The sequence below is a fragment of the Bacteroides sp. An19 genome (genome assembly GCF_002160215.1).
Lineage (GTDB): Bacteria > Bacteroidota > Bacteroidia > Bacteroidales > Bacteroidaceae > Phocaeicola > Phocaeicola intestinalis.
The window spans coordinates 1-25,753 of the sequence record NZ_NFKD01000005.1; the positions used below are offsets into that span (position 1 = coordinate 1).

Sequence of the window (25,753 nt, forward strand, 5' to 3'; positions counted from 1 at the left end):
TGGTTCTTTTCGCTCCTGTTCTTCGTCAGATAGCCCGCTATCTTCCTCATCACAGAAGCGAAAATGCCTCAAAAACTCATCCCAAATCATCGCACGATAAATTCAAAACAGCTTCTAAAATGTTATCAGCTAAACCGTCGGATTACTTCGATAAATTCTTTCCCATAACGTTCTTTCTTGTATTCGCCAATGCCGCTTATTTCTCCAAAGGCATCGATGGTAGTAGGTCTGGAAGAGGCTAGCAAATGAAGTACCTTATCCGACAGGACAATGTAGGCAGGGATAGCCTGTTGGTCGGCAAGTTTTTTGCGAAGTGCCCGCAAGGCTTCGAACAGCTGGAGGTTTTCATCTTCAAACATTGTAGGTTCCGGTTGTACGGGAGTAATGTGTGACGCCGTTTTCTTCCTTTTACGCTTCTCGTGAGAGAGGAATTCTTCTCGTTTGATAACTACTAATTGTGCACGTTCGTGCCCGAACAATACTTTTTTTCCTGTCTCTGTTATTTTGAGATGATTTTTTTCATTGTAGGCCACTTCAAAATATCCCAGGTTCAACATTTGTAACAGATAGTCTTGCCAGTCGCGTGCCGGTACATCTCGTCCGGCTCCATAGGTTTTCAGCTTGTCGTATCCGCGTTCGATGATATCTGCTGTTGCAGCCCCTTTCAGTATGTCTATTAAGGTACTTGTACCCACCTGTTGGTCAGTACGGGCTATGGCGCTTAGTGCCTTTTGCACCAAGATGGTTCCGTCGAAACGCTGAGGAGGATTGCGGCATACATCACAATTTCCACAATCGTGGTCCATGCTTTCGCCGAAATAGTTCAGCAGAATACGCCGGCGGCAAATGTCCGCTTCGGCATACTGTTGCATACGTTTCAATTTTTCCATGTTCAACTCTTGTTGTCCGCTTTCTGAGGCAAAACGTGAAAGTAGCACAATGTCTGCTAAAGAATAAAACAGTAAAGTGTCACTGGGCAGTCCGTCACGTCCGGCACGTCCTATTTCCTGATAAAAACTTTCGATACTTTTCGGAAGATTGTAATGGATGACCCAGCGTACGTTTGATTTGTCAATGCCCATTCCGAATGCAATGGTAGCGCATACCACCTGTATACGGTCGTTGATGAAATCCTCTTGAGCCGCATCGCGTGTAGCTGCACTCAATCCGGCATGGTAGACAGTAGTGGATATGCCGTATCCTTCCAAGATTTCTGCTACTTTTTCAGTTGTGTTCCGGCTCATGCAATAGATGATGCCGCTTTCTCCGGCATGGCGGCTGATGAAGTCTACGATGGTACGTATCTTCTCTTTCTGCTGATAGCCCCGTTTTACGTCAAGACTTAGGTTCGGACGGTCGAAAGATGATATGAATATCTGCGGGTCACGCATTGCCAGTTGCTTCACGATGTCTTGCCGTGTTATTTTGTCGGCAGTAGCAGTCAGTGCTACCACAGGTATTTGCGGAAATTGTTCACGCAATGTTTTCAGTTGGGTATATTCAGGACGGAAATCATGTCCCCACTGTGAAATGCAGTGAGCTTCATCAATGGCGAAAAGTGAGATACGGATGTCTTTCAGCAGGTAGTTGATTTCCGTCAACAGCCGTTCGGGAGAGATGTAGAGCAGCTTTACCCTGCCTTGCCGGCACTCGAAACGGATATTGGCATTGCTGGTTTCATCGTTGGTGCTGTTCAAGGCACGTGCAATGATACCGTTGTTCTGTAAGGCTTCTACTTGGTCTTTCATCAAGGAGATTAGCGGAGAGACTACGATGGCGGTTCCTTCCATCAGCAATGCCGGTATCTGGTAGCAGAGTGATTTACCGCCGCCGGTAGGCATCAGTACCAAGGTATCTTTTTTTTGCAGGATGCAGTTGATGATATCTTCTTGCAATGGTCGGAAACTGGTATATCCGAAATAAGATTTGAGTGTCTTAAGCATTTCTGTATTCATATCAGGGTACAAAGTTAAGCGAATTTGAAGTCGGAATGCACGGAATTGCTGATTATTTTTTCACTTTCATGTTTACAAGCCGTTTTTCCGGTGTGTCGGATAGGAACATCATGAATAGCAAAAAATCATTTGTCATTGGTAACGAAGTAAAGTATCCCGGAAACGTTCACGTGGATGTACACGAGATTTTTCACAACCTTTCCTTAGATGGCAAGACCTCAGAGTTTTTTTGCAAGTCAATTTGGTACTACTAGAAAGGTCAATAGTCCTGCTTCTGAAACCGAACCCCGAAGTATTAGCTTCTAACTTCCAGCCACCCGGCGGGCGATAACTTCTTCTGACTCCCTTTTTACTCCCGATTGGCATAAATAAATAAAAAAAATGGCATAATTCAAAAATAAGCAGCTAAATATGTTGTAGAATAGAAAAAAACTTACGTAATTTGTATAATTGCAACTATTCAATAAAATTACACTTATTATTTTAAAAGACAGATGAGGGAAAATAATCAACTAGAAGAAGTAGAACGTAAAGAAGAAGTCTCCGTGAGGAAGCCTTACAATGTGCGTGAACGCAAGATTAAGGAAGCTGCCTATCGCGATATGATCCGGGCAGAACTTGCGGATGAATTGTATGATAAGGTTCTGAATATTTTGGTCGTACAGAAAAAGTACAAAGACCCCAATTATTCGGCAAAAGACTTGGCAAAGGAATTAAAGACCAACACCCGTTATTTATCGGCAGTAATTAATTCCCGTTTTGGTATGAATTATTCGTGTCTGGTGAACGAATACCGGATTAAAGAAGCATTGCATTTGCTGGTAGACAAGCGCTATGCAGATAAAAATGTAGAAGAAATCAGCGCAATGGTAGGCTTTTCGAACCGGCAGTCGTTTTATGCAGCTTTTTATAAGAATACAGGAGAGACACCGAATGGCTACCGAAAACGGAAACGGGGAGTTTAAGAAACTAAAAATGTATTCATGGAAGAAACATTCTCTTATACGGTAGAGCAATTTGCGGATTTACAAATCTTGCGTTACCGGGTACCTGGGTTCGAACAGTTGTCTTTGAGACAGAAAATGCTGGTGTATTATCTTTCAGAGGCAGCATTGGAGGGACGTGACATCTTGTTCGACCAAAACGGGAAATACAATTTGCAAATCCGTCGTTTGCTCGAAACACTCTACGTACATTTCAACGGAAACCGTGATACGGAAGAATTCCGTTTGTTCGAAATTTACCTGAAACGCGTATGGTTCTCGAATGGAATTCATCATCATTATGCATGCGACAAGTTTGTACCGGGATTTTCACCCGGTTATCTTTCCATGCTTATTGATGCTGTAAGTCCGTCGGTATTGCCACTTGCAGGAGAGGAAGATGTACAGGCTATGTGCAATAAACTCTTTCCGGTAATTTTTTCTCCGGATGTGATGCCTAAACGGGTTAATCAGACAGATGGAGAAGATTTGGTTCAGACCTCTGCCGCGAACTATTATGAAGGAGTAACGCAAAGTGAGGCGGAAACTTTCTATGCAAGACAAAAAGCATTGGGAAGTACCGATGAACCGGTAATGTATGGAATGAATAGCAAGTTGGTGAAAGAACAAGGTCAGATTACCGAACAGGTCTGGAAGGTGGGCGGGATGTATTCCGAAGCTATAGAGCGTATCATCGACTGGCTGGAAAAAGCCGAGACCGTGGCAGAAAATGAAAAACAAATCCAGGTCATCCGTCTGCTGATAGAGTTTTACCGTACGGGCAGTCTGCATACATTCGATGAATATTCCATTGCATGGCTGAAGGACACTAGTTCGCGGGTGGATTTCGTCAACGGATTCATCGAGAGTTATGGCGACCCGTTAGGGATGAAGGCAAGCTGGGAGTCGATTGTCGACTTCAAGGATTTGGAGGCTACACGGCGCACCGAACTGATTAGTGGCGAAGCACAATGGTTTGAAGATCATTCGCCTGTTGATGTGCGTTTTAAAAAGAAATCCGTAAAAGGTGTTTCGGCAAAAGTCGTTACTGCTGCTATTTTGGGAGGTGATTTGTATCCGTCAACAGCTATTGGCATTAACCTGCCTAACTCGAACTGGATACGGAGCGTGCATGGCTCAAAGTCTGTCACTATCGGCAACCTGACCGAAGCATACAACCGTGCCGCCAGAGGAAACGGTTTCCGTGAGGAATTTGTATATGACGATACCGAATTGGCTCTGCTTGACAAGTATGCCGACATTACAGACGACTTGCACACCGACCTGCACGAATGCTTGGGGCATGGTTCGGGCAAGCTGCTTCCGGGCGTAGATGCCGATGCCTTGAAAGCATATGGCTCAACGGTTGAAGAGGCGCGTGCTGACTTGTTCGGCCTGTATTATCTTGCCGACAGCAAACTGCTGGAACTGGGACTGCTACCCGATGCCGAAGCCTATAAGGCTGCGTATTATTCGTATATGATGAACGGTCTGATGACTCAGCTGGTACGGATAGAACCTGGTCATACGGTAGAAGAAGCACACATGCGGAATCGTCAGCTGATAGCCCGTTGGGTACTTGAACAAGGAAAGACAGACAAGGTGGTCGAAATGGTGGTGCGCGAAGGAAAGACCTATGTACGCATTAACGACTATCTCCATCTGCGTACACTCTTCGGACGCTTGCTTGCCGAAGTGCAGCGCATTAAAAGCGAAGGCGACTACGAGGCGGCACGTCTGTTGGTGGAAACGTATGGAGTACAGGTAGACCCGATTCTCCATGCCGAGGTGTTACGCCGTTACAAACGTCTGCACTTGGCTCCTTACAAAGGTTTTGTCAATCCCGTTTATACCTTACAGACCGATGCCGAAGGCAAGGTGACCGATGTACTGGTATCTTATACCGAGGGATATGCAGAACAGATGTTACGTTATGCCCGGGAGTATGCGAATGTGAAATAATAGAAATTCCATTACGAAGCGCATGGTATATCATTCAAGGTGGGTATCAAAAGATAAAACGGCTTTTATTTTGTTGTCCTGAGGGAGGCTGTATCAAAAGAAAAAACGACTGTCAAAAAGTAATGTCATAATCGAATGGGTTTTCCGCAGGAAATAGGCTCTCAGGATGACAAAATGAAAGTTGATTCCGATTTTGATACACCCTCTACTACCAATGACGAATTTACAATTTGTCATAATCAAATGGATTTTCCGCAGGAAATAGGCACTCAGCATGACAAATGATTTTTCGCAAATCATTTTTGTGCTACTATAACTTTTTTGTGGCTAAATGCCGATATTCAAAAAAAGAAATATGGACTTACACGAAACACTTAAAGAAATCAAATCAAAATTCCGTTTGTTTATGAACGGTCCCATATCGCAAAGCATGCGAGAGAAAGGGATGAATTACAAAGTTAACTTCGGGATTGAGTACCCACGTATTAAGGAGATAGCGGCAGAATATACTCCCGACCACGATTTGGCACAAGCCTTGTGGAAGGAAGACATTCGGGAGTGCAAGATTATGGCAGGGTTGCTTCAGCCGACGGAAACTTTTTATCCTGAAATTGCCGATATCTGGATAGAAGACATGCGTTATCCCGAGTTGGCAGAGTACACAGTGATGAACCTTTTCCAGCGTTTGCCTTATGCTGCGGAAGTCGTGTTCCACTGGATGGCAGATGAGCGCGAATACTTCCTTTTGTGTGGTTTCTTGCTGATGGCACGCCTGCTGTCGCGGGGACTTGTATTGAACGAACGTGCCGAAGCAGAGTTCATCGACCAGGCTTTTACCTCTGTTGAAAGCGAATATCTTGTAGTACAGCGGGCAGCCGCGCTTGCCTTGCGCAAATATGCAGAGCAGTCTGATGCGAATGCGAAATTTATCCATAAACAACTCTCAACTTGTCTGAAATCGAAAAAGCCGGAAGTGAGAGCATTAATCGAAAGCTATATTGGATAAGAGCCTGTTTTATGCAACCTGCAAAAACAGGTATCGAAGGCGATGATAAATAAATATGGATATCCGCATTTTGCCCCCTACATGGGATGCTTTTTAAATAAATGCATGTCTGCCAACAGCCAATATATACCCCTGAAAAATGAATATATACTGCATCCGCGGTTGAATATATCTCCATCCGCGGTTGAATATATCTTCATCAGCAGTTGAATATATCTTCATCAGCGAATGCAGTACTACTGCGTTTTCAACTCATCGGGATGGGCTGATAGCGGATATTCAATTAAAGTATTATTACATCTCAGTTTTTGCATCTGTTTCCGGTTCGTTTTTCTGGTTTTATTCGTCTGATAGCCCGTTATCCTCCTCATTACACAAGCGGAAATGCCTCAAAAACTCATCCCCAATCAATACACGATAATTTCAAAACAATTTCTTAAACAAATTCCCGGTTTTTTTATTCGGAATAGAAAGATTTTCGTTCGGATAAAAGAATGATAATTATAGGTATTTGTGTATCTTTGTTGAATCATTTAGAATTGTTGGGTTTAGTATTATGAATAAAAGAGTGTTGTTTGTCTTATTGCTGTGTCTGGGGGCATTCTCTGGACTTGTAGCGCAAAATCCGATTATTTCCGGACAGTTTACGGCTGATCCTACAGCCCGGGTATTCGAAGGGAAAGTGTATCTTTATCCTTCGCACGATATTCCTAGTCCTGTAGAACGTTTGCAGGAATGGTTTTGTATGGAAGATTATCATGTGTTTTCATCAGAGGATCTGATGAAGTGGACAGACCATGGGGTTGTACTTTCCCAGTCAGATGTGCCATGGGGTGATGCCGGCTCTTATTCGATGTGGGCTCCCGATTGTGTGTATAAGAACGGAACGTATTATTTCTTTTTCCCTGCCAGTCCAAAGGGTGAGAAAGGCTTCCGTATCGGTGTAGCTACGTCCGATACTCCGTTTGGGCCATTCAAGCCTTTGGCCGAGCCGATAGCTGGGGTACAGGGGATTGACCCTTGTGTGTTATTGGATAAAGACGGACAGGCTTATCTGTATTGGTCGGGAAGAGGATTGAATGTAGCTCGTCTGAAGGATAACCTGACAGAACTGGATTCGGCTCCAGTACTTGTGGCCGATGTGAAAGATGGGTTTAAAGAAGGGCCTTTTGCTTTCGAACGCAATGGTAAGTATTATCTGACTTATCCATGGGTAAAAGATAAAACGGAGTGTCTGGCTTATGCAATGAGTGATTCTCCGATGGGACCGTTTGAATATAAGGGCATCATCATGGACCAGTCGCCTACAGGATGCTGGACCAATCATCATTCGTTGTTGGAGTATAAGGGACAATGGTATTTGTTTTATCACCATAATGATTATAGCCCGGATTTCGACAAGAATCGTTCGGTATGTATTGACTCGTTGTTTTTTAATGCTGACGGGACTATCCGGCAAGTGGTTCCTACCTTGCGTGGAGTCGGGATTGCGGATGCCCGTAGCCTGATTCAGATAGACCGTTATAGCACAAAAAGTGAAGAAGGAGTTTTTATTGATTATGTGAATCAGGATGATAAATTCGAAGGGTGGAAGACATTTTTCAGTCATGAAGGTGCATGGGTTACTTTTCATCGGGTGGATTTTGGCGATGGAAAGTTGCAAAAGGTGAGCGCCCGGGTAAGTTCGGAGATGGGTGGAACGTTACAGGTCTGTGCCGATGGACATGTGATAGCTGATATAGAAGTGCCTGTTACTGTAGGACGTTGGCAGACGTTGACGGTGCCGTTGACCGGGTTGCAAGAAGGGGTTCATAATTTGTGTGTTTCTTTGTTGTCGGGAAGAAATGTGCAAGTTGATTGGATACGTTTCGAATGATATATAAAAGGAATAGGATGAAGCCGCTTGTCTTGTTGCTGGTTGTGCTTGGTTTGTTGGGTGAAGCCTTTGGGGGTATTTTATGTGCCCAAAGTAATTCTGCATCTTTTAATTACCGTTATGTAACGATGCACGAAGGTTTATGCGACAATACCATCCGTGCCATTCACCAAGACCGTTTCCACTTTGTATGGTTAGGAACTTCAAACGGATTGGACCGTTATGACGGTTATGAATTCAAACATTATTCTGTATCTTCCGGTTGGGAAGAAAGGGTTATTGAAAGCAACTATATTAATGACATTACCGAAGATAATAGTGGGCATTTGTGGGTAGCGACCGAGGCAGGAGTAATGTTCATTGATTTGGAAAGTGAGCAGGTTGAATCGTTTCGGGATTATGCAGGTGAACATCAGGAGATACTTCATTCGCCGGTCCAGACGATTTTAATTGATGAGTTCGAGAATTTGTGGATTGGGAAAAGTGACGGGTTGGTGTATGTCAGGCTGGATAAGTTTCGGCATATCCAGGATGTGCAGATTCTGAAATCGGATGTAGATATCCGTGTATTGGTCCAGCACGGTAACGAGGTATGGGCTGGCGGATACGGGTGTCTCTTCCGTTTTGCTTCTTCCGGAACCCAGTATTATGCATTGACGTCTTTGTGGACTGGACTTGATGTCTCGAAGCTGATTTTCACCAGTGCTTATGCTTATGGAGATTATTTGTGGCTGGGCACTCAGAGTGGATTGTATTGTTGTGACACACAGAATATGAAGTTTGTTTCTTATCGCCATGCATCTGATGACCCGGAAAGCTTGTCTTCTGATTTTGTAACAGATATCACCCGGAATACTTCGGGCGATATGGTGATAGGTACACGCAATGGTTTGAATGTGCTCAGGCAGGGTGGGCATTTTGCCAGGTATGGTAAGGGAGATGCTCCTCAGTCGTTGAATGATAATTTGATTAATCGGGTCTGGGTAGATGACGATAATGTATTTTGGGTAGGTACAGAATTTGGTGGGGTCAATATTTTGTCACCGGTACGGATTTCATTCACTTATTTTTTGCGTGGGTATGAAAAAGGCAGTCCGAATGTTATCAGTACGGTGATAGAAGACGATGAAGGAAATATTCTGGCTGGCCTGGTCGATGGAGGCTTGGCTATCCGTAGAAGAGGAAGCCGGTCTTTTCGTTTTTACAGGCATGTTCCTGGAGATTCCCGTTCTTTGTCGCATGATAATATATCACGCATTGTGCAGGATTTTGAAGGGAATTATTGGATAGCAACCATAGGTGGCGGAATTGACCGGTTGCCAAAAGAATGTCTGGATGCTCCTGTGTTCGAACATTATGATGTATCTACCACTCAGTTGCCGTCGAATGATGTTTACGATATCGCATTGGATAGTCTACGCAATTCGCTATGGATTTGCTGCAATAATTACATTTATCTGTTAGACTTTTCTTCGGGAGCTATCAGTCAGTTGCATTATTATACCCATACGGGAGAGGAAATGTATAATATGCATACCATACTCGTAGATTCGCATTCCCGCTTGTGGATAGGTGGCAATGGAGTGGGGGTTATTGATTTGGCAAATCCGCAGGATACTTATGAATGTTTTTATTACCGGTATAAGCTGGATGCTTCAGAGCATGCAGTCAGTGAGAGGATAACATGTATATTCGAGGCACAGAACGGTGATATTTATTTGGGTAGTCAGGGTAATGGTATTTATTTATTGGAGGATGCAAGGCTTTTGTCGGCGTGTAAGTTTAAAAATTACGATGTGAGATGTGGATTGTCGGATACAAGCATTTCAAGTATATTCGCAGATGATAGTGGAAACTTGTGGATTTGCACATTGAAAGGCGTTTATTTTTTTGATATTCTTACTCGGAGGGCTTTTAAGTTTGATCAGGAAGACGGATTGTTGGTGCCTCAGTTTTATCGGCGTTCAGGATGCAAGACCTCGGATGACCGTTTGCTGTTAGGTACTACCGATGGGTTGGTGGTCTTTTGTCCGGTTATGAACTTTCCAGCGCCAGAGCAGCGTAAGGTGGTGCTGACCAATGTTTCTTTTGGAGGACGGTCTTTGGTGCCTTATCTGGATGAGACCAATCTTTTATCGAGTATTGTCAATGCCCAAGAATTGCATCTGTATCCGCCCCAGAATTCGTTTGAAGTGACTTTCAGTTGTCTGGAGTATTTGGAACCGGAAAAGGTTTTTTATACTTACCGTATTCTTGAATTGGATAAAACCCCCAATATCGGATTGATGAACCGGATTGCAAGGTATACCAATCTGTCTCCTGGAACCTATACGTTGGAGATGCGCTGTACGAATCATGATAATACGTGGTCATCGCAACTGACCCGGCTAAAGATAATAGTTCATCCTCCTTTTTACCGTACCGGATGGTTTTATACGTTGCTGGCATTGGTCGCTATATTGGCATTGGGATATACCGTTTATGCATATAATTCCCGGCAAAAATATGTTCAGCGTCTATTGAAAAGGAAAATAGATGAACGTACACAAGAGTTGCATCAGACCATAACCGAGTTGACGACTTCGAGAGAAACCATTATCCGGCAACGGGATGAAATAGTGTCGATGTCCAAACAAATGGATGAGATAAATCGGGAGAAGTTGTCATACTTTACTAATATGGCACATGAGTTCAAGACACCTTTGACATTGATTCAGGGACCAGCCCAGCAACTAGAAGGTCAGCTTGTCGGAAAAGAGCAAAAGGAAAGTTTGCAAATTATCTTACGTAATGCCCGTTATTTGTTGTCATTGGTCGAACAACTGATAGATTTGCGTAAGATTGATACAAAGAAATTGACCTTGAATTATGAATGTTTTGACTTCAGGCGTTTTTTGAATGCTGTTGTAACCGATTTTTCCGGATTGATGAAAGAGCATCATCTGATTTTTTCTTGTAAGGTTCGTCTGAAGGCAGATTTTATTTCTTCCGATAAAGAGCATTTGCACAAGGTGCTGTTCAATTTGTTGTCTAATGCAGTCAAGCATACTCCCGAAAGAGGAATGATTACGTTGTATGCTTGCCAGTTTAGGAATAAGGAGGGAAAGATGTTGCTGTATTTATCAGTTTTAAATACGGGGAGTAACATCCCGCCTGAAGAGACCGAGCGCATATTTCATCGTTTTTATAGTATTAAAGGGCAAGAACGTTATTCGGTATATGGGCAGCGGAATACAGGAATCGGACTTCACATTGTAAAAGAAATTGTAAATTTGTTGGGTGGAGTCATTAAAGTTAAAAGTTCGGATAGGCGAGGGGTGGCTTTCCGGCTTTATTTCCCGGTTACATTGGCAGATGCCGAAAAAGAACCGGATGCTGTAATGCATCAGCAGCCTGTATTATTGGGTAATGATGCTGAAACTTATGTACCGGTAGATGGAAGTAAGCCGCTTTTATTGTTGGTTGAGGATAATCCGGATATGCGGTGTTATTTAAAAGTGATACTTGAAAAGTTTTATAATGTGGCAGAGGCCAGTGACGGCAATCAGGGGTATGATTTAGCATGCAAACTGGTACCCGATTTGATTCTTTCCGATTTGATGATGCCGATATGTGACGGTATTGCCTTTTGTCGGAAAATACGTGCAGACCGTTCATTGAAACATATTCCTTTTGTTTTGCTTTCGGCCAATTCGGACGCTGAAGCACAGACCGAAAGTTTTGGTAGTGGCGTTGATGGGTATCTGACCAAACCTTTTGATGAGGCTGTTTTGTCGGCCTGTCTTCAGTCTGTAATAAAAAACCGTGAGATACAGCGACGTAGGTCGGATGTTGAGCAGGAATTTATGCCGGAGTTGAAAGACCTTGCCCAGCCAGACAAGGTTTTTATGAATGAAGTTTTGGCAGTATTGGAGCGTAATTATGCTGACTCTGATTTTGGCGTAAAGGAGTGGATGGAGATGTTGCATGTCAGTTATGCAGTCATCTATAAGAAAATGGTTTCGTTGACAGGGCTTTCGCCTGTACGTTTCCTGCAGGTTTACCGTTTGCAGAAAGCGAAGTTGTTGTTGGAAAATAGTAGTAATGTTATTGTGTCTGAGGTAGCTTATAAGGTTGGTTTTAACGATCCGAAATATTTTACCAGGGTTTTTGTCCGTCAATATGGACAGACCCCCACCGCTTTCGTCAAGACTTGACGAAAGCGGCAGATGTCTGCTTATTGTATATCGGGCATTATCGTGTCGGAATGTTTTATAGCCGCCGGAGGAAGAAGAATTCGTTTTCCGAATGTGGCTTTTTGAGGCATAGGCAAACTTGGATACAAAGGAAGTTGGCTGTGGCTTCTTGTTGAGAGGTTTTCGTATTTACGTCCGGCACGGAGTAATGCTGCTTGCAGCAAAGGTTCGTTTACATTGCCTAGTTGGTAAGGAAGCATCGGATTGTCTTCTACCGTTACATCGGGTTGTAGTCCGTCGGGCATACAGGGAGTTTCTCCATTGGCATTCTGGTAGATGCTGACCATAACATATACGCCCCAATTTTTGATTTCTTCCGGACAGCGTTGGTATGTATCTTCACCACTTAGCATCAATCCGGTACAATACTTGCCATGTGAAGCCGTACCTATCAGTTCTATGTCCATATAAGGCATTAGTCCGCTTAGCAGAGCTTCGGATGCTGAGGCTGTACCGGAAGAAATGATTCCGTATATTTTCTTTAACCCGATGTTGGCGTCTTTGGTACTAATGTGCAGGTTAATATCATCATAGTTATATTCTGTGGTGAAGCGTGTTTCCAGGCTGATGCCTTCTTGGCGGTATATTTCTGTCAGATAATCATTGTAAGTTTCTTTTTCGAATATTTTTTTCGCTTCTACATCAGCTTGTGGGGCAAACATTGATGCCAGGACGTTTTCGGTTATGACATATCCTCCGCCGTTATATCTCAGGTCAAGTATCAGTTCGGAAATGTTTTCGCTTTTGAATTTCTTGCCGATTTCTACCAGTTCAGGAATAGCAATCAGGTCGAAACTGGCATAGGCCAGGTAGCCCACTTTTTTGCCGTTGAATTCGTAGACCGTATCGCATAATATCGGATTTTCATACAGGGTTGTGGCTGTCAGTTCTACTTCTTTGCCCGAAGCGGTAATCGAATTGCTTTCCCAATCTATTTCTGCAAGTGCAACGGTCAGCGAGGAAGCGTAATAAAGTTCTTGATAATTGTCTGTTGTAATGTTTTGTCCGTTTATCCATAAAAGGATGTCTCCCCGTTTCAGTCCGGCTTTTTCTGCAGGGCTTCCTGCTGATACATAATTGATTACACCGATACATTGGTTGTCGTCAGACACCAGGTAAACGGTCAGGTTCCATCCGAATGTTGTGGACACACCGCCTACGCTGCTGGTAAACGAATCCATATCATCGGTCATCATGGTCCATTTGTCGATATACTTGTCACCTTCGTGGTATCTGATTTTATCTACAGTTTCAATAGGGTCTTCATTGGTTTCGATATTCCATGCTTCCAGGTCATCGTTGATATTTTTATTCCAATAATAATATGTACTCAAGATGTCTTTGCCTAATTTGTTGGCATAATAGATTTCATTGCTTATTGTTGTCGTTTCTGGTGTCTGGTCGGGCGTATCATCAGAGCAGGCTGTCCATATACAGCTTCCTGCCAGCAGAAAAAGGATTTTTAAAAGTGCTTTTTTCATACAGTCTTTTGTGTGTTTAATGTTGTCCTAATATTGAACTAATTGTGCAAAAGTAACAAAAAAAGCAGAACGAGCAACATTTTGTAGGAAATAAAGTGAATGGTGAATAAAAAATCCACAAAGACATTGGTGTATGTCTTTGTGGATTTATAAGAGGTAAGGGATAAGTGTTTATTCTACTTCTCCCAATGAGTTACCGTATTCCATTTCGCCTTGCACCACGAAAAATACATCATCTGGGTCGAAAGGACCCATTCCGTCTTTCTTGGCTTCACCGACTATGTAGTTTACAATTTCATCCTGGTCGATGTTGATGTATCCTTCTTCATCGGGTTGAGCATCCAAACAGCCGCTGGTTGTATAGTAATCTACTATCAAGTCGAGCATATAATACAGTTCGTCATCCGAGAATTTGCCTTTTAAATCTTGCGGCAAATAATTCTTGATGAATGCGATGGTCTTTTCATCGTCTTCATCTTCCAACAAGAAATTGTCATCCATTCCCATAGTTCAGTTCTTTTTTTAGAATGAATATCCGCATTTTGTCAATCTGTCAGGTGCTATTTGGTATTAGCCTTGTATCTTTTGTAGGATAAATACAACTTTAGCCTTTGTTTCAGAATGGGGCAGATTGCGGATACTCATATTTAAGATTAATGATATTTACTTTTGAAGAAATTACTTCAACAAAGCTTCTACTTTTTCTTTCAGAGCGGCTTTTGTAGTAGCTCCTACTTGTTTGTCAACGACTTTACCATCTTTGATGAAAAGTACGGTTGGAATATTACGAACTCCAAACTGTCCGGGCAGGTCTGAATTTTCGTCCACATCACATTTACCGATGTTTACACTGTCTTTGTATTCTTCGGCCAGTTCTTCAATATACGGGGCAATCTGGCGGCAAGGTCCACACCATGTTGCCCAAAAGTCCAATACTACCGGTTTTCCTTCTGCTACGATTGCATCAAAATTGTCATCTTTAATTGTCAGTGCCATAATTCAAATGTTTATTGTTATCAAAATATCTACGCAAATATATACTAATTTATTTTATAGTCCAACAAAGGTTGGGTTTTTAAATAATTTACTAGGTTTTTATGTACTTCAATCTTCAATGTGCGTGAAAGCAAGTTGACAAACATTTGTCCGTCTTCATCGCGGATGAAGAAGTATAATTCGGTATTTCCCGGACTGTCTTTTACCATAGACCCCAATTCCATAATCATTTCGTCATTAATAGCAGACAGTGGAGCTGTTACGGTCAGTTTTTCTATCAGCCGGTCTTTTACGTCTGGTAGCAGTTCAATGGTGTTGACTTTTATTTCCCATTCGTCAGGTTTCCATTGCTTGGGCTGGCATTTACCTTTTAGATAAAGGAACATACCTTCTACAAAAAAGTTCTTTTTATCTACCCATTCGTTGCCGAAAAATGCAAATTCACCTGTTCCTGAGTAGTCTTCTATTTTGGCTATGCCATAGGGTTTTCCTGTACGGGTATATCCTTCGCGTACACCAGTAACGATACCTCCCATGGTCAGGTCATGATTTTGCAGTGGTGTCAGGTCTGCCAGTTGTATCATGTGCGTATTGCATACATCTTCCAGTATGACAGCATATTCGTCAAGCGGATGGGCGGAAAGGTAGATACCTACCAGTTCACGTTCTTTATTCAAGCGTTCCAAATCGCTCCATGTCGGTGCGGAAATGATTTCCGGAGTTGCTATTTCTATTTCTTCGGTACCACCAAACAGAGAATTGGCCGTAGCTGCTTTGTCCAGCTGGTACCGGTTACCATAACGTACCAGTACTTCGGTGAACGTTTCTTCTTTGGCGTTTTTCATAAAGAAATCTTCACGTTTGATACCTGTAAAGCTATCAAATCCGCCAGCCAATGCCAGGTTTTCAATGTTTTTGCGGTTGCAAGCCGACAGGTTGACACGTTGCACGAAATCGAAGATGTTTTTGAACGGTCCGTTTTTTTCCCGTTCTGACAAAATGCTTTGTACAGCTGATTCGCCTACTCCTTTGATGGCACCTAGTCCGAACCGGATGTCTCCGTGGTAGTTTACCGAGAATTTCAGGTTACTTTCATTTACATCCGGTCCCAGTACATTGATGCCTGTAGCCTTACATTCATCCATCAGTTTGGTAATTTCGGTGATATTTGAAATGTTCCGGCTCATGGTTGCTGCCATGTACTCAGACGGATAATTGGCTTTCAGATAAGCAGTCTGGTAGGCTACCCACGAGTAGCATGTAGCGTGCGATTTGTTGAATGCATACGAAGCGAATTTCTCCCAGTCAGCCCAAATCTTTTCAAGGGTTTTCGGGTCGTGTCCGTTTTTCTTTCCCCCTTCGATAAATTTGGGTTTCATGTGATCCAGCTTGTCACGCAATTTCTTTCCCATTGCTTTACGCAGGGCATCCGATTCGCCTCGTGTAAAATCAGCAAGCAGGCGTGAGAGCAGCATCACCTGCTCCTGGTATACTGTAATGCCATAAGTATCTTTCAGGTACTTTTCCATGATAGGAATGTCATATTCTATTGGCTTCCGTCCGTGTTTCCGGTCGATGAAGTCTGGAATATAGTCCATCGGTCCCGGACGATACAGGGCATTCATGGCAATCAAGTCTTCAAAAGTGGAAGGCTGAAGTTCACGGAGATATTTCTGCATACCGGCGGACTCGAACTGGAATGTACCGATGGTCCGTCCGTCGCTATATAATTTATAGGTAGCAGGGTCGTCAATCGGAATTTCGTCTATATTCAGTTGTATTCCCTTGCTGTGACGGATGTTTTCAAGGGCTTCTTTGATGATAGACAGGGTTTTCAGACCTAAGAAGTCCATCTTGATTAGTCCTGTTTCTTCGATAACAGACCCTTCGTATTGAGTCACCAGCATCTTCTCGCCGGTTTCTTTATCATCAGCTGTACTTACTGGCACCCAGTCGGTGATGTCATCGCGGCAGATGATTGTACCACATGCATGTACCCCTGTATTGCGTACATTGCCTTCCAGCATCTTTGCATATTTGATTGTGTCACGCAGGATTGGGTTCGGAGAAACCTCTGCCTCCTGCAGTTCGGGGACATAAGCAATGGCATTCGGGAGATTCAGTTTTTTGTCTGGAATCTTGTCGGGTATCAGTTTACATAGCCTGTCAGACTCGGAAAGAGGAAGCTTTTGCACTCGTGCAACATCTTTGATGGCAAGTTTGGTAGCCATGGTTCCATAAGTGATGATATGTGCTACTTTCTCTTGTCCGTATTTTTCTGTTACCCAGTTTAAAACGCGTCCTCGACCATCATCGTCAAAATCGACGTCAATATCAGGCAATGAGATTCGGTCAGGATTTAAGAAACGTTCAAACAGCAAGTCATATTTAATAGGGTCAATCTGTGTAATGCCCAGACAGTATGCTACAGCCGAACCTGCCGCTGAACCACGTCCGGGTCCAACGGAAACATCCAGCAGATTACGTGCGGCCGAAATGAAGTCTTGCACAATCAGAAAGTATCCGGGGAAACCCATGGTTTTCATGATGTGCAGTTCGAATTTGATACGTTCCTTTACTTCTTCACTCAGCTCGTCACCGTAGCGTCGGCGGGCACCTTCGTAAGCAAGTTTTGCCAGATAGTCTGCTTCCAGTTTGATACGGTATAATTTTTCGTAACCTCCCAGTCGGTCTATTTTTGCTTTGGCATCGGCTTCACTCATGACAATGTTCCCGTTTTCGTCTTGCGTGAATTCGTCGAACAGGTCTTTTTCAGTATATTTTTTACGATACTCTTCTTCTGTACCGAAATCTTCCGGAATGGCAAAAGTCGGCATAATCGGAGCATGGTCTATTGAATAAAATTCAACCTTATCGCATACTTCACAGGTGTTGGCCAGTGCTTCGGGCACATCGCTGAAGATGGCGTTCATCTCTTCGCGCGTCTTCATCCACTCTTGTTTGGTGTAAAGCATGCGTTTAGGGTCGTCCAGGTCTTTGCCTGTGCTCAGGCATATCAACCGGTCGTGTGCTTCAGCATTTTCTTCGTCAACAAAATGTACATCGTTGGTGCAGACCAGCTTGATATCGTATTTTTTTGCATACTCGATAAGTTTCTTGTTGACCGTTTCCTGCAATTTATAGACTTCGTGATTGGCGCGTGGCACAGTAGCTTTATGGCGTTGCAACTCCAGATAATAATCATCGCCAAACAGATTCTTGTACCATTGTATAGCTTCTTCTGCTTCGGCAAACTGTCCTGCAGTGATGCGTCGTGGTACTTCTCCTCCCAGACAGGCAGAACAAACAATCAGTCCTTCATGATATTTTTCAAGTTCTGCCCGGTCGGTGCGGGGGCGCATATAGAATCCTTCTGTCCAGGCTTTCGATACCAGTTTGATAAGGTTGTGATAACCTTGCAGGTTTTTGGCAAGTACAATCAGGTGATAACCACTTTGGTCGGGTTTACCGTTTTTATCGCTCAGCCGGTTGCGTGCGACATACATTTCGCATCCGATAATTGGTTTGAACAATCTTTTTTGGGCAGCTTCCAGTTGTTCGCGGCAGGTTGCCAAATCGGCTTCTACGTTTTCCGATTCTGTCTTTCCGCTTTCCAGTCCGGCTATTTTCTTCTTCAAGTCTTTTATTTCTCCGTTTGTGGCTCCGTTTTTCTTATTTACATAATTGAAAAACTCTTTGATACCGAACATATCACCATGGTCAGTAATGGCAATACCTTTCATACCATTTCCGATGGCTTTGTCTACCAGGCGGGTAATGGATGCTTGCCCGTCCAGAATAGAATATTGAGTGTGAACATGTAAATGAACAAAATCCTGCATAATTCAGTTTATATGGTAAAATCAGCCCAAAGATACCGAGTTTATGCGAAGAATCAAAAGACAAAGTTGTAAAGAAGGCAGAATTTTATGAAAAAAAGAAAGAAAGTCACAATTCTGAACGTTGTTTATTTGCAGGGTAGATAAATTAACTTTATTTTTGCACGATAAATAAAAGTGTGACCCATTGTTTCAAGTATGAATAAGATAAGAAAAAAGATAAAGAAGATTAGGCTGCATCAGGAAGGAACCCATATCTTGGTGAGCGCTGCCATCATACTCCTTATTATAAATATAGCTCTTTATTGGGGGCTGGAGTGTAAATGGCCTTTTTATATCGTGGCTTTAGCCAGTCTTTTTTTGTATTCGATGATGGTCAACTTTTTCCGTTGTCCGATACGTCTTTTTAATAAGGATACGGAGAAAATTGTCGTTGCACCTGCCGATGGAAAGGTGGTGGTGGTAGAAGAGGTGGACGAGCACGAATATTTTCACGACCGCCGGCTGATGGTTTCTATTTTTATGAGTATCACTAATGTACATGCCAACTGGTATCCTGTAGATGGAACCGTGAAGCATGTTTCCCATCAGAAAGGACGGTTTATGAAAGCATGGCTCCCGAAGGCAAGTACCGAAAACGAACGCTCGACCATTGTGATTGAAACACCTGAAGGACATACGGTCATGGCACGCCAGATAGCAGGAGCTGTGGCGCGACGTATCGTTACGTATGCTGAAGTGGGAGAAGAATGTTATATAGACGAGCATATGGGATTCATCAAGTTTGGTTCCCGGGTGGATGTCTATCTGCCTTTAGGTACAGAAATTTGTGTGCGGATGGGGCAGAAAACGGTCGGTAATCAGACGGTTATCGCCAAACTGAAATAAAGAATTAAAGGAAGGAGGAACAGAAATGGCCAATGCAATGATTCGGAACATTCCGAATACACTGACTTGTTGCAACTTGTTTTCGGGTTGCATTGCCTCATGCATGGCTTTTCAGGGCAATTATGTATGGGCGTTTGTTTTCATTATCATCGGTGCGGCTTTTGACTTTTTCGATGGTATGGTGGCACGTTTACTGCATGTTTCGTCTCCTATCGGTAAAGAATTGGATTCGCTGGCCGATGATATTACTTTCGGTCTGGCGCCTGCAGCTATTGCTTTTGCCTTGTTTCAGGAGGTGCATTATCCCGATTTTATCCAGAGCCTGCGTCCGGTATTGCCTTATACGGCATTTCTGGTTGCTGTATTCTCGGGGCTACGTTTGGCCAAATTCAATATTGATACACGGCAGGCCAGTTCGTTTATCGGTATGCCTACTCCTGCCAATGCTTTGTTCTGGGGTTCGCTGGTGACAGGCGAGCATGCCTTTCTTACTTCGCCTCATTTTAATGCCGTGTATTTGTTTGTACTGGTTGTGGTAATGTCACTTCTGCTGGTAGCTGAATTGCCGATGTTTTCACTTAAGTTTAAAGATTTGTCATGGCAGCATAATAAGGTGAGTTATATCTTTTTGATTGGCTGCATACCTTTATTCTTGATTTTCCAGTGGAGTGGTTTTGCAGCTGTTATCATCTGGTATGTTATCTTGTCTTTGCTTTTCCGTAAAAAATCATAAAGAGACAATCGGTGGCACGGTTGTTGTACGATAAAAACAAACCAAAAGCCAATAGCTTATGTTTCATATTTTAGGATTTTTGTTTTTCTTCGTTCTGGTAATCTTGATTATCGGGCTGGTATTATTGTCTAAAATTGTCCGCACGATATTCGGATTTGGACGTAAGATGACACGGAGCGGTACTGCCGAAGACACTTATCGGCAACGTACGACCTATACAGAAGATACACGTCGTGATGACGAATCGCAATATTCGGATAAGGATTCCCGGCGCCGTAAGAAGGTTTTTGATAGCGATGAGGGGGAATACATTGATTTTGAGGAAATCAAAGATAAATGAAGAATGAAGAATACCTGCGGAGGAGAATTCTTCATTCTTCATTTTTCATTTTATTCTTCTTCTACCAGATCCTGGATAGGCATTTGCCGTTTGATGGCTTCGCGGAACGAGATGATGGTTTCCGAGCGCGAAAGCCCTAAAGGCTGTAGCTTGTCATGGATGATGTTAAGGAGATGGTGGTTGTTTTTTGCATAAATCTTAATAAACAAATCATATTGTCCGGTTGTAAAGTGGCATTCCACAACTTCGGGAATGAGTTTCAACGCTTCCGTTACTGAATCAAATTGTTCAGGGTCTTTCAGATACAGACCGATATAGGCACATGTTTCGTAACCTATTTTTTCTGGATCTATAATAAACTCGGAACCTTTCAGGATACCTAGATTGGTCAGCTTTTGAATGCGCTGATGAATGGCTGCACCCGATACATTGCAAGCTCGGGCGACCTCTAAGAACGGAATACGTGCATTATCTGCTATTAATCGCAGAATCTGTTCGTCTAATTTGTCTAATTGATGATGTCCCATTTATTTTATTTTAGTTTGATACAAATATAATGATTTTTCTTTCAAATGCCTATATGTGACTAACTTTTCTCAAGTTTTTAGCATGAATTTGCCAGATAGTCTTATCTTTGCGTACTAAAAACAGATGCGTCATGAGAAAAAGAATTATGTTTACACTCTTGGCTTTGCTCTTTTGGTGGAATGGAGCAGAGGCCCAAAGTTTCGATGACTATTTCATCGACAAAACACTTCGTGTTGATTATTTGTTCAATGGAGATGCCAGCAAGCAGGTCATCAGCCTTGATGAATTGGTTTCACTTCCCGGATGGGCGGGGAGGAGACATGCGCTCGATCGTCTTCCCTTGGAAGGGAATGGAGATATCACGATGGTTGACAAGGCGAGTGGCAAAGTGATTTACCGTACTTCCTTTTCCAGTTTGTTTCAGGAATGGCTGGGTGAGAAAGAGGCACAGCTGCTTACACGTGGTTTTGAGAATACCTTCTTGTTGCCATATCCTAAATATCCGGCTATTGTGACCGTCCGTCTGAAGGATGTCCGGCATCAGCCTTGTGCCGTGCTGAAGCATGAAGTCAATCCGAAAGACATTCTTATCCACCAGAGAGGTACTTCTCAAATCACGCCACACCGTTATTTGCTTCAGAATGGAGCTTCGGATGCGTGTATCGATATCGCTATCCTTGCCGAAGGCTATACATCGGATGAGATGGAGCTTTTTTATAAGGATGCGCAAGACGCTTGCGAGGCTATTTTTTCTCACGAGCCATTCAAGCGGCTGAAACATAAATTCAATGTTGTCGCGGTAGAATCGGTTTCACAAGATAGCGGGGTCAGCATTCCTCGGAAGAACGAGTGGAAGAATACGGCAGTCAGTTCGCACTTCGATACTTTTTATTCCGACCGCTACTTGACGACCCGTTCGGTGAAGGCAATGCATAACTGGCTTGCCGGCATCCCTTACGAACACATTATTATATTAGCCAATACCGATACCTATGGAGGCGGAGGTATCTATAACGCCTATTTGCTTACGACGGCTCATCACGCTATGTTCAAGCCCGTGGTGGTGCATGAGTTCGGGCATAGTTTTGGAGGGCTTGCCGATGAGTATGCCTACGATGAGGCTCCCAGTCCGCTTTATCCCTATGAGGTAGAACCGTGGGAGCCTAATATCACGACCTTGGTCGATTTCGGAAGCAAATGGAAAGACCTGGTGCCTGAAGGTATTCCGGTGCCTACACCGGTGGAAACCGATCCGGCAAAGATTTATACCAAGGTAGGTGTTTACGAAGGTGCCGGATATACGAAAAAAGGCATTTACCGTCCTACCACAGAGTGCCGGATGAAAATCAACGAAGCTCCCTGTTTCTGTCCGGTATGCGAACGGGCACTCGAACGTCTGATCCGTTTTTATACTGAATAAAGAGGACAATCACACGTTTCGTGGCATTGTGTATTTGTGGATGTCATCATAGTAGAGATATACCGCGCATGATGTAAAAAACTCACAAACCTAAAAACTCACAAACTTATAAACTCACAAACTTAAAATCTTATGCTTGTTTTTACACGTATTAACACCCAGCATCCTCATTACCCTTTTGTAGAAAAATTGCTGCATCTGTCTTTTCCCGAAGAAGAACGCCGTGACGATGAGGGGCAACGCTGGAACACGGACTATAACGAACGGTTTCATTGTTATCTGCTGACTGATAAGGATGAGAACGGAAAAGAAGAACTTATCGGTGTGATTACCGTATGGAAACTGGACGGTTTTTATTACGCCGAGCATCTTGCCACTTCGCCCCAGATTCGTAACCGTGGTTATGGGCGTCAGGTTATGGAGGCACTGAAGATGCAGTTTGCAGGGAGTGTCATTGTCTTGGAAGTGGAAAGACCTGATGACGAGATGAGCCGGCGTCGTATCGGTTTCTACCAACGTTGCGGCTTTAACTTATGTATGCAGGATTATTATCAGCCCCCTTATCGGGCAGGAGGAAAAGGGTTGCCGCTTTACTTGATGTATGCAGGTGCCGACGAGATAGACTCATATTATCCGCAGATACGTGACGAAATTTATCGGAATGTGTACGGAGTAAAGGTGTAGGGCGAACATTTCTCTTCTTCTGATTGTTTTATTTAACAGGCAAGATACTTGAATATTGCATATTTATTAGTATCTTGCCTGTTCTTAATCAGTATAGAGACCAAACGTTTAATTAAAAGGAAAGAGTATGAAAAACTGGAGAATGGAAGCCATTATACTGGCTGTAGGTATGCTTTTGTTGGGAGTGTTTATTAAAAACGGATTTAGCGAATTTGCTCAAAAAGACCGCAGTGTAAACGTGAAAGGACTAGCCGAAATGGAGGTTCCAGCCGACAAGGTGACGTGGCCTCTGGTATACAAGAGCTTGGGGAATGACTTGGGAGCATTGTATGATGACATTAAACGCTCGAACCAGACGATTTTGGAATTTCTGAAGGAAAAAGGACTTGCCGAGACGGAAATCAGTGTCAATGCTCCTGAAATCATCGACCTGAAGGCGGAACGGTATAGTAATAATAATGATACACCGTACCGTTATAATGTGACTTCGGTTATCACCGTTACTTCGATGAAGGTGGACCTGGTGCGTAAGCTTATCAGCGAACAGGGAGAATTACTGAAACGTGGGATTGCCATCACGGGAGGCGACTATCGGTATAATGTGTCATACGAATATACCAGTCTGAACAAAATTAAACCGGGCATGATAGAAGAAGCTACCAAGAATGCCCGTGAGGCAGCCGAAAAGTTTGCCAAAGATTCAGAAAGCGAACTGGGCAAGATCAGACATGCCAGTCAGGGGCAGTTCAGCATCAGCGACCGCGATGCCAATACTCCTTATATAAAGAAGGTGCGGGTGGTTACGACAATAGAATATTCGCTGGAGGATTAAAAAAACGGTTAAAAGTTTTCACTTTCAGGAATTTGTTATACCTTTGCACCCGATTTAGATCAATATAAAGTCTAACACAATTAGTTATTTACAAAACAATTATTTAAACTTAATGGAAAACTTAAAAGACGTAAAGCCCATTGAAGATTTCAATTGGGATGCTTATGAGAGCGGTGAGTCAGCATCAAGCATAAGCAAAGAAGAACAAGAAAAGGCTTATGACAACACCTTGAACAAGGTAGGCGACCATGAGGTGGTTGACGGTACCGTAATCGCAATGAACAAACGTGAGGTTGTAGTGAACATCGGCTACAAGTCAGACGGTATTATTCCGCTGAGCGAATTCCGCTACAATCCCGACCTGAAGGTGGGCGACACTGTAGAAGTGTACATCGAAAACCAGGAAGACAAGAAAGGCCAGCTGATCTTGTCGCATAAGAAAGCGCGTGCTACACGCTCTTGGGACCGTGTCAATGCAGCACTCGAAAACGAAGAAATTATCAAGGGTTACATCAAGTGCCGTACGAAAGGCGGTATGATTGTAGACGTATTCGGCATCGAAGCATTCTTGCCGGGTTCGCAAATCGATGTGAAACCTATCCGCGACTACGATGTGTTCGTAGGCAAGACGATGGAATTCAAGGTTGTAAAAATCAATCAGGAATTCAAGAATGTGGTTGTTTCGCACAAGGCGCTTATCGAAGCCGAACTGGAACAACAGAAGAAAGAAATCATCAGCAAGCTCGAAAAAGGCCAGGTACTGGAAGGTACTGTCAAGAATATCACTTCTTACGGCGTATTCATCGACTTGGGCGGCGTAGACGGTTTGATCCACATCACCGACTTGTCGTGGGGTCGTGTAAGCGATCCGCATGAAGTCGTTCAGTTGGATCAGAAACTGAATGTAGTTATCCTCGACTTCGATGACGAAAAGAAACGCATCGCTTTGGGCTTGAAGCAACTGACTCCGCATCCATGGGACAGCCTCGATCCGAACTTGAAGGTAGGCGACCATGTGAAAGGCAAAGTTGTCGTTATGGCTGATTACGGAGCATTCGTTGAAATTGCTCCGGGCGTAGAAGGACTGATTCACGTATCAGAAATGTCTTGGTCGCAACACTTGCGTTCGGCTCAGGACTTCATGAAGGTAGGCGATGAAATCGAAGCCGTTATCCTGACACTCGACCGCGACGAACGCAAGATGTCTTTGGGTATCAAGCAGCTGAAACCGGATCCATGGGAAACGATTGAAGAGAAATACCCCGTAGGCTCTAAGCATACGGCTAAGGTACGCAACTTCACCAACTTCGGCGTATTCGTAGAAATCGAAGAAGGTGTAGACGGATTGATTCACATCTCTGACCTGTCTTGGACGAAGAAAATCAAACATCCGTCAGAATTCACTCAGATCGGTGCAGACATCGATGTAGTAGTTCTGGAAATCGACAAGGAAAACCGTCGCCTGAGCTTGGGTCACAAGCAATTGGAAGAAAATCCGTGGGATGTATTCGAAACCGTATTTACAGTAGGTTCGGTACACGAAGGACGCATCATTGAAATGCTGGATAAGGGTGCCGTTATCGCATTGCCTTACGGTGTAGAAGGTTTCGCAACTCCGAAACACCTGGTAAAAGAAGACGGATCTCAAGCTCAGCTTGATGAAAAGCTTCCGTTCAAGGTCATCGAATTCAATAAGGACGCTAAACGCATTATCTTGTCTCACAGCCGTATCTTCGAAGATGCTCAGAAAGCAGAAGAAAAGGCAGAAAAGAAAGCTAAGCGTGCAGCTAAGAAGGAAGAAACTCCGATGATTCAGAACCAGGCTGCTTCTACTACTTTGGGTGATATCGATGCTTTGGCAGCATTGAAGGAACAGTTGGAAGGAAAGAACAATAAATAATTTCTTCTTTATATCAGAAAAAGGGATATGCTTTTGGGTATATCCCTTTTTTATTGGCTGAAGTTCTTGGAAAATGTGTTATTTTTGCTCCAGAA

18 protein-coding genes are annotated in these 25,753 nt (G+C 43.4%); 12 read left to right on the forward strand and 6 right to left on the reverse strand.

Going from position 1 to position 25,753, the window contains the following annotated elements; translation table 11 throughout:
• Positions 1–125: 125 nt before the first annotated feature.
• On the reverse strand, positions 126–1,943 hold the full coding sequence (recQ, locus tag B5F25_RS03035; protein ID WP_087247681.1) for a DNA helicase RecQ: 1,818 nt from the start codon (positions 1,941–1,943) through the stop codon (positions 126–128).
• Positions 1,944–2,449: 506 nt separating this feature from the next.
• Between recQ and B5F25_RS03040 the strand changes: the two genes are divergently transcribed.
• The 5 genes from B5F25_RS03040 to B5F25_RS03060 all read left to right on the forward strand — a co-directional run bounded on the left by B5F25_RS03040 (position 2,450) and on the right by B5F25_RS03060 (position 11,978).
• Complete coding sequence (locus tag B5F25_RS03040; RefSeq protein WP_022041322.1) at positions 2,450–2,920, forward strand: helix-turn-helix domain-containing protein; 471 nt, start codon at positions 2,450–2,452, stop codon at positions 2,918–2,920.
• A gap of 18 nt (positions 2,921–2,938) precedes the next feature.
• Entirely contained in the window at positions 2,939–4,900 is a 1,962-nt protein-coding gene (locus tag B5F25_RS03045) for a dihydrofolate reductase (protein ID WP_087247494.1), read from the forward strand.
• Positions 4,901–5,255: 355 nt separating this feature from the next.
• The gene (locus B5F25_RS03050) at positions 5,256–5,906 is read left to right on the forward strand and encodes a DNA alkylation repair protein (protein WP_087210114.1); all 651 of its coding nucleotides are present in this window, start codon (positions 5,256–5,258) and stop codon (positions 5,904–5,906) included.
• 556 nt (positions 5,907–6,462) lie between these two features.
• Positions 6,463–7,782, forward strand: a complete 1,320-nt coding sequence (locus B5F25_RS03055) for a family 43 glycosylhydrolase (RefSeq protein WP_087247496.1) — start codon at positions 6,463–6,465, stop codon at positions 7,780–7,782.
• Between the two features lie 17 nt (positions 7,783–7,799).
• Entirely contained in the window at positions 7,800–11,978 is a 4,179-nt protein-coding gene (locus B5F25_RS03060; RefSeq protein WP_087247498.1) for a two-component regulator propeller domain-containing protein, read from the forward strand.
• Between the two features lie 20 nt (positions 11,979–11,998).
• Here the strand turns inward: B5F25_RS03060 and B5F25_RS03065 are convergent, their stop codons facing one another.
• The 4 genes from B5F25_RS03065 to dnaE all read right to left on the reverse strand — a co-directional run bounded on the left by B5F25_RS03065 (position 11,999) and on the right by dnaE (position 18,336).
• The gene (locus B5F25_RS03065; RefSeq protein ID WP_087247500.1) at positions 11,999–13,498 is read right to left on the reverse strand and encodes a S41 family peptidase; all 1,500 of its coding nucleotides are present in this window, start codon (positions 13,496–13,498) and stop codon (positions 11,999–12,001) included.
• Positions 13,499–13,669: 171 nt separating this feature from the next.
• Positions 13,670–14,005 carry a hypothetical protein gene (locus B5F25_RS03070; protein WP_022041330.1) on the reverse strand — a complete coding sequence of 112 codons (336 nt, stop codon included), beginning with the start codon at positions 14,003–14,005 and terminating at the stop codon, positions 13,670–13,672.
• Positions 14,006–14,176: 171 nt separating this feature from the next.
• Complete coding sequence (gene trxA, locus B5F25_RS03075) at positions 14,177–14,494, reverse strand: thioredoxin (RefSeq protein WP_022041331.1); 318 nt, start codon at positions 14,492–14,494, stop codon at positions 14,177–14,179.
• A gap of 44 nt (positions 14,495–14,538) precedes the next feature.
• Positions 14,539–18,336 carry a DNA polymerase III subunit alpha gene (dnaE, locus tag B5F25_RS03080; protein ID WP_087247502.1) on the reverse strand — a complete coding sequence of 1,266 codons (3,798 nt, stop codon included), beginning with the start codon at positions 18,334–18,336 and terminating at the stop codon, positions 14,539–14,541.
• 195 nt (positions 18,337–18,531) lie between these two features.
• Here dnaE and B5F25_RS03085 point away from each other — a divergent pair, with 195 nt between their 5' ends.
• The 3 genes from B5F25_RS03085 to B5F25_RS03095 are packed head-to-tail and all read left to right on the forward strand — an operon-like array spanning position 18,532 to position 20,294.
• A complete protein-coding gene (locus B5F25_RS03085) occupies positions 18,532–19,221 on the forward strand; it encodes a phosphatidylserine decarboxylase family protein (protein WP_022041333.1) in 690 nt (229 codons plus the stop codon).
• A gap of 25 nt (positions 19,222–19,246) precedes the next feature.
• The gene (gene pssA / locus B5F25_RS03090) at positions 19,247–19,954 is read left to right on the forward strand and encodes a CDP-diacylglycerol--serine O-phosphatidyltransferase (RefSeq protein WP_087247504.1); all 708 of its coding nucleotides are present in this window, start codon (positions 19,247–19,249) and stop codon (positions 19,952–19,954) included.
• A gap of 58 nt (positions 19,955–20,012) precedes the next feature.
• A complete protein-coding gene (locus B5F25_RS03095) occupies positions 20,013–20,294 on the forward strand; it encodes a DUF4834 family protein (RefSeq protein WP_087210136.1) in 282 nt (93 codons plus the stop codon).
• 50 nt (positions 20,295–20,344) lie between these two features.
• Here B5F25_RS03095 and B5F25_RS03100 read toward each other — a convergent pair whose 3' ends face one another.
• On the reverse strand, positions 20,345–20,821 hold the full coding sequence (locus B5F25_RS03100) for an Lrp/AsnC ligand binding domain-containing protein (protein WP_022041336.1): 477 nt from the start codon (positions 20,819–20,821) through the stop codon (positions 20,345–20,347).
• Positions 20,822–20,952: 131 nt separating this feature from the next.
• Here B5F25_RS03100 and B5F25_RS03105 point away from each other — a divergent pair, with 131 nt between their 5' ends.
• The 4 genes from B5F25_RS03105 to rpsA all read left to right on the forward strand — a co-directional run bounded on the left by B5F25_RS03105 (position 20,953) and on the right by rpsA (position 25,658).
• The gene (locus B5F25_RS03105; protein ID WP_022041337.1) at positions 20,953–22,242 is read left to right on the forward strand and encodes a M64 family metallopeptidase; all 1,290 of its coding nucleotides are present in this window, start codon (positions 20,953–20,955) and stop codon (positions 22,240–22,242) included.
• 132 nt (positions 22,243–22,374) lie between these two features.
• Positions 22,375–22,926: a GNAT family N-acetyltransferase gene (locus tag B5F25_RS03110; RefSeq protein WP_087247506.1), complete on the forward strand. Its 552-nt coding sequence runs from the start codon at positions 22,375–22,377 to the stop codon at positions 22,924–22,926.
• Between the two features lie 127 nt (positions 22,927–23,053).
• Positions 23,054–23,758: an SIMPL domain-containing protein gene (locus B5F25_RS03115; protein WP_022041339.1), complete on the forward strand. Its 705-nt coding sequence runs from the start codon at positions 23,054–23,056 to the stop codon at positions 23,756–23,758.
• Positions 23,759–23,870: 112 nt separating this feature from the next.
• Complete coding sequence (gene rpsA / locus B5F25_RS03120; RefSeq protein WP_022041340.1) at positions 23,871–25,658, forward strand: 30S ribosomal protein S1; 1,788 nt, start codon at positions 23,871–23,873, stop codon at positions 25,656–25,658.
• The last annotated feature ends 95 nt before the right edge of the window (positions 25,659–25,753 follow it).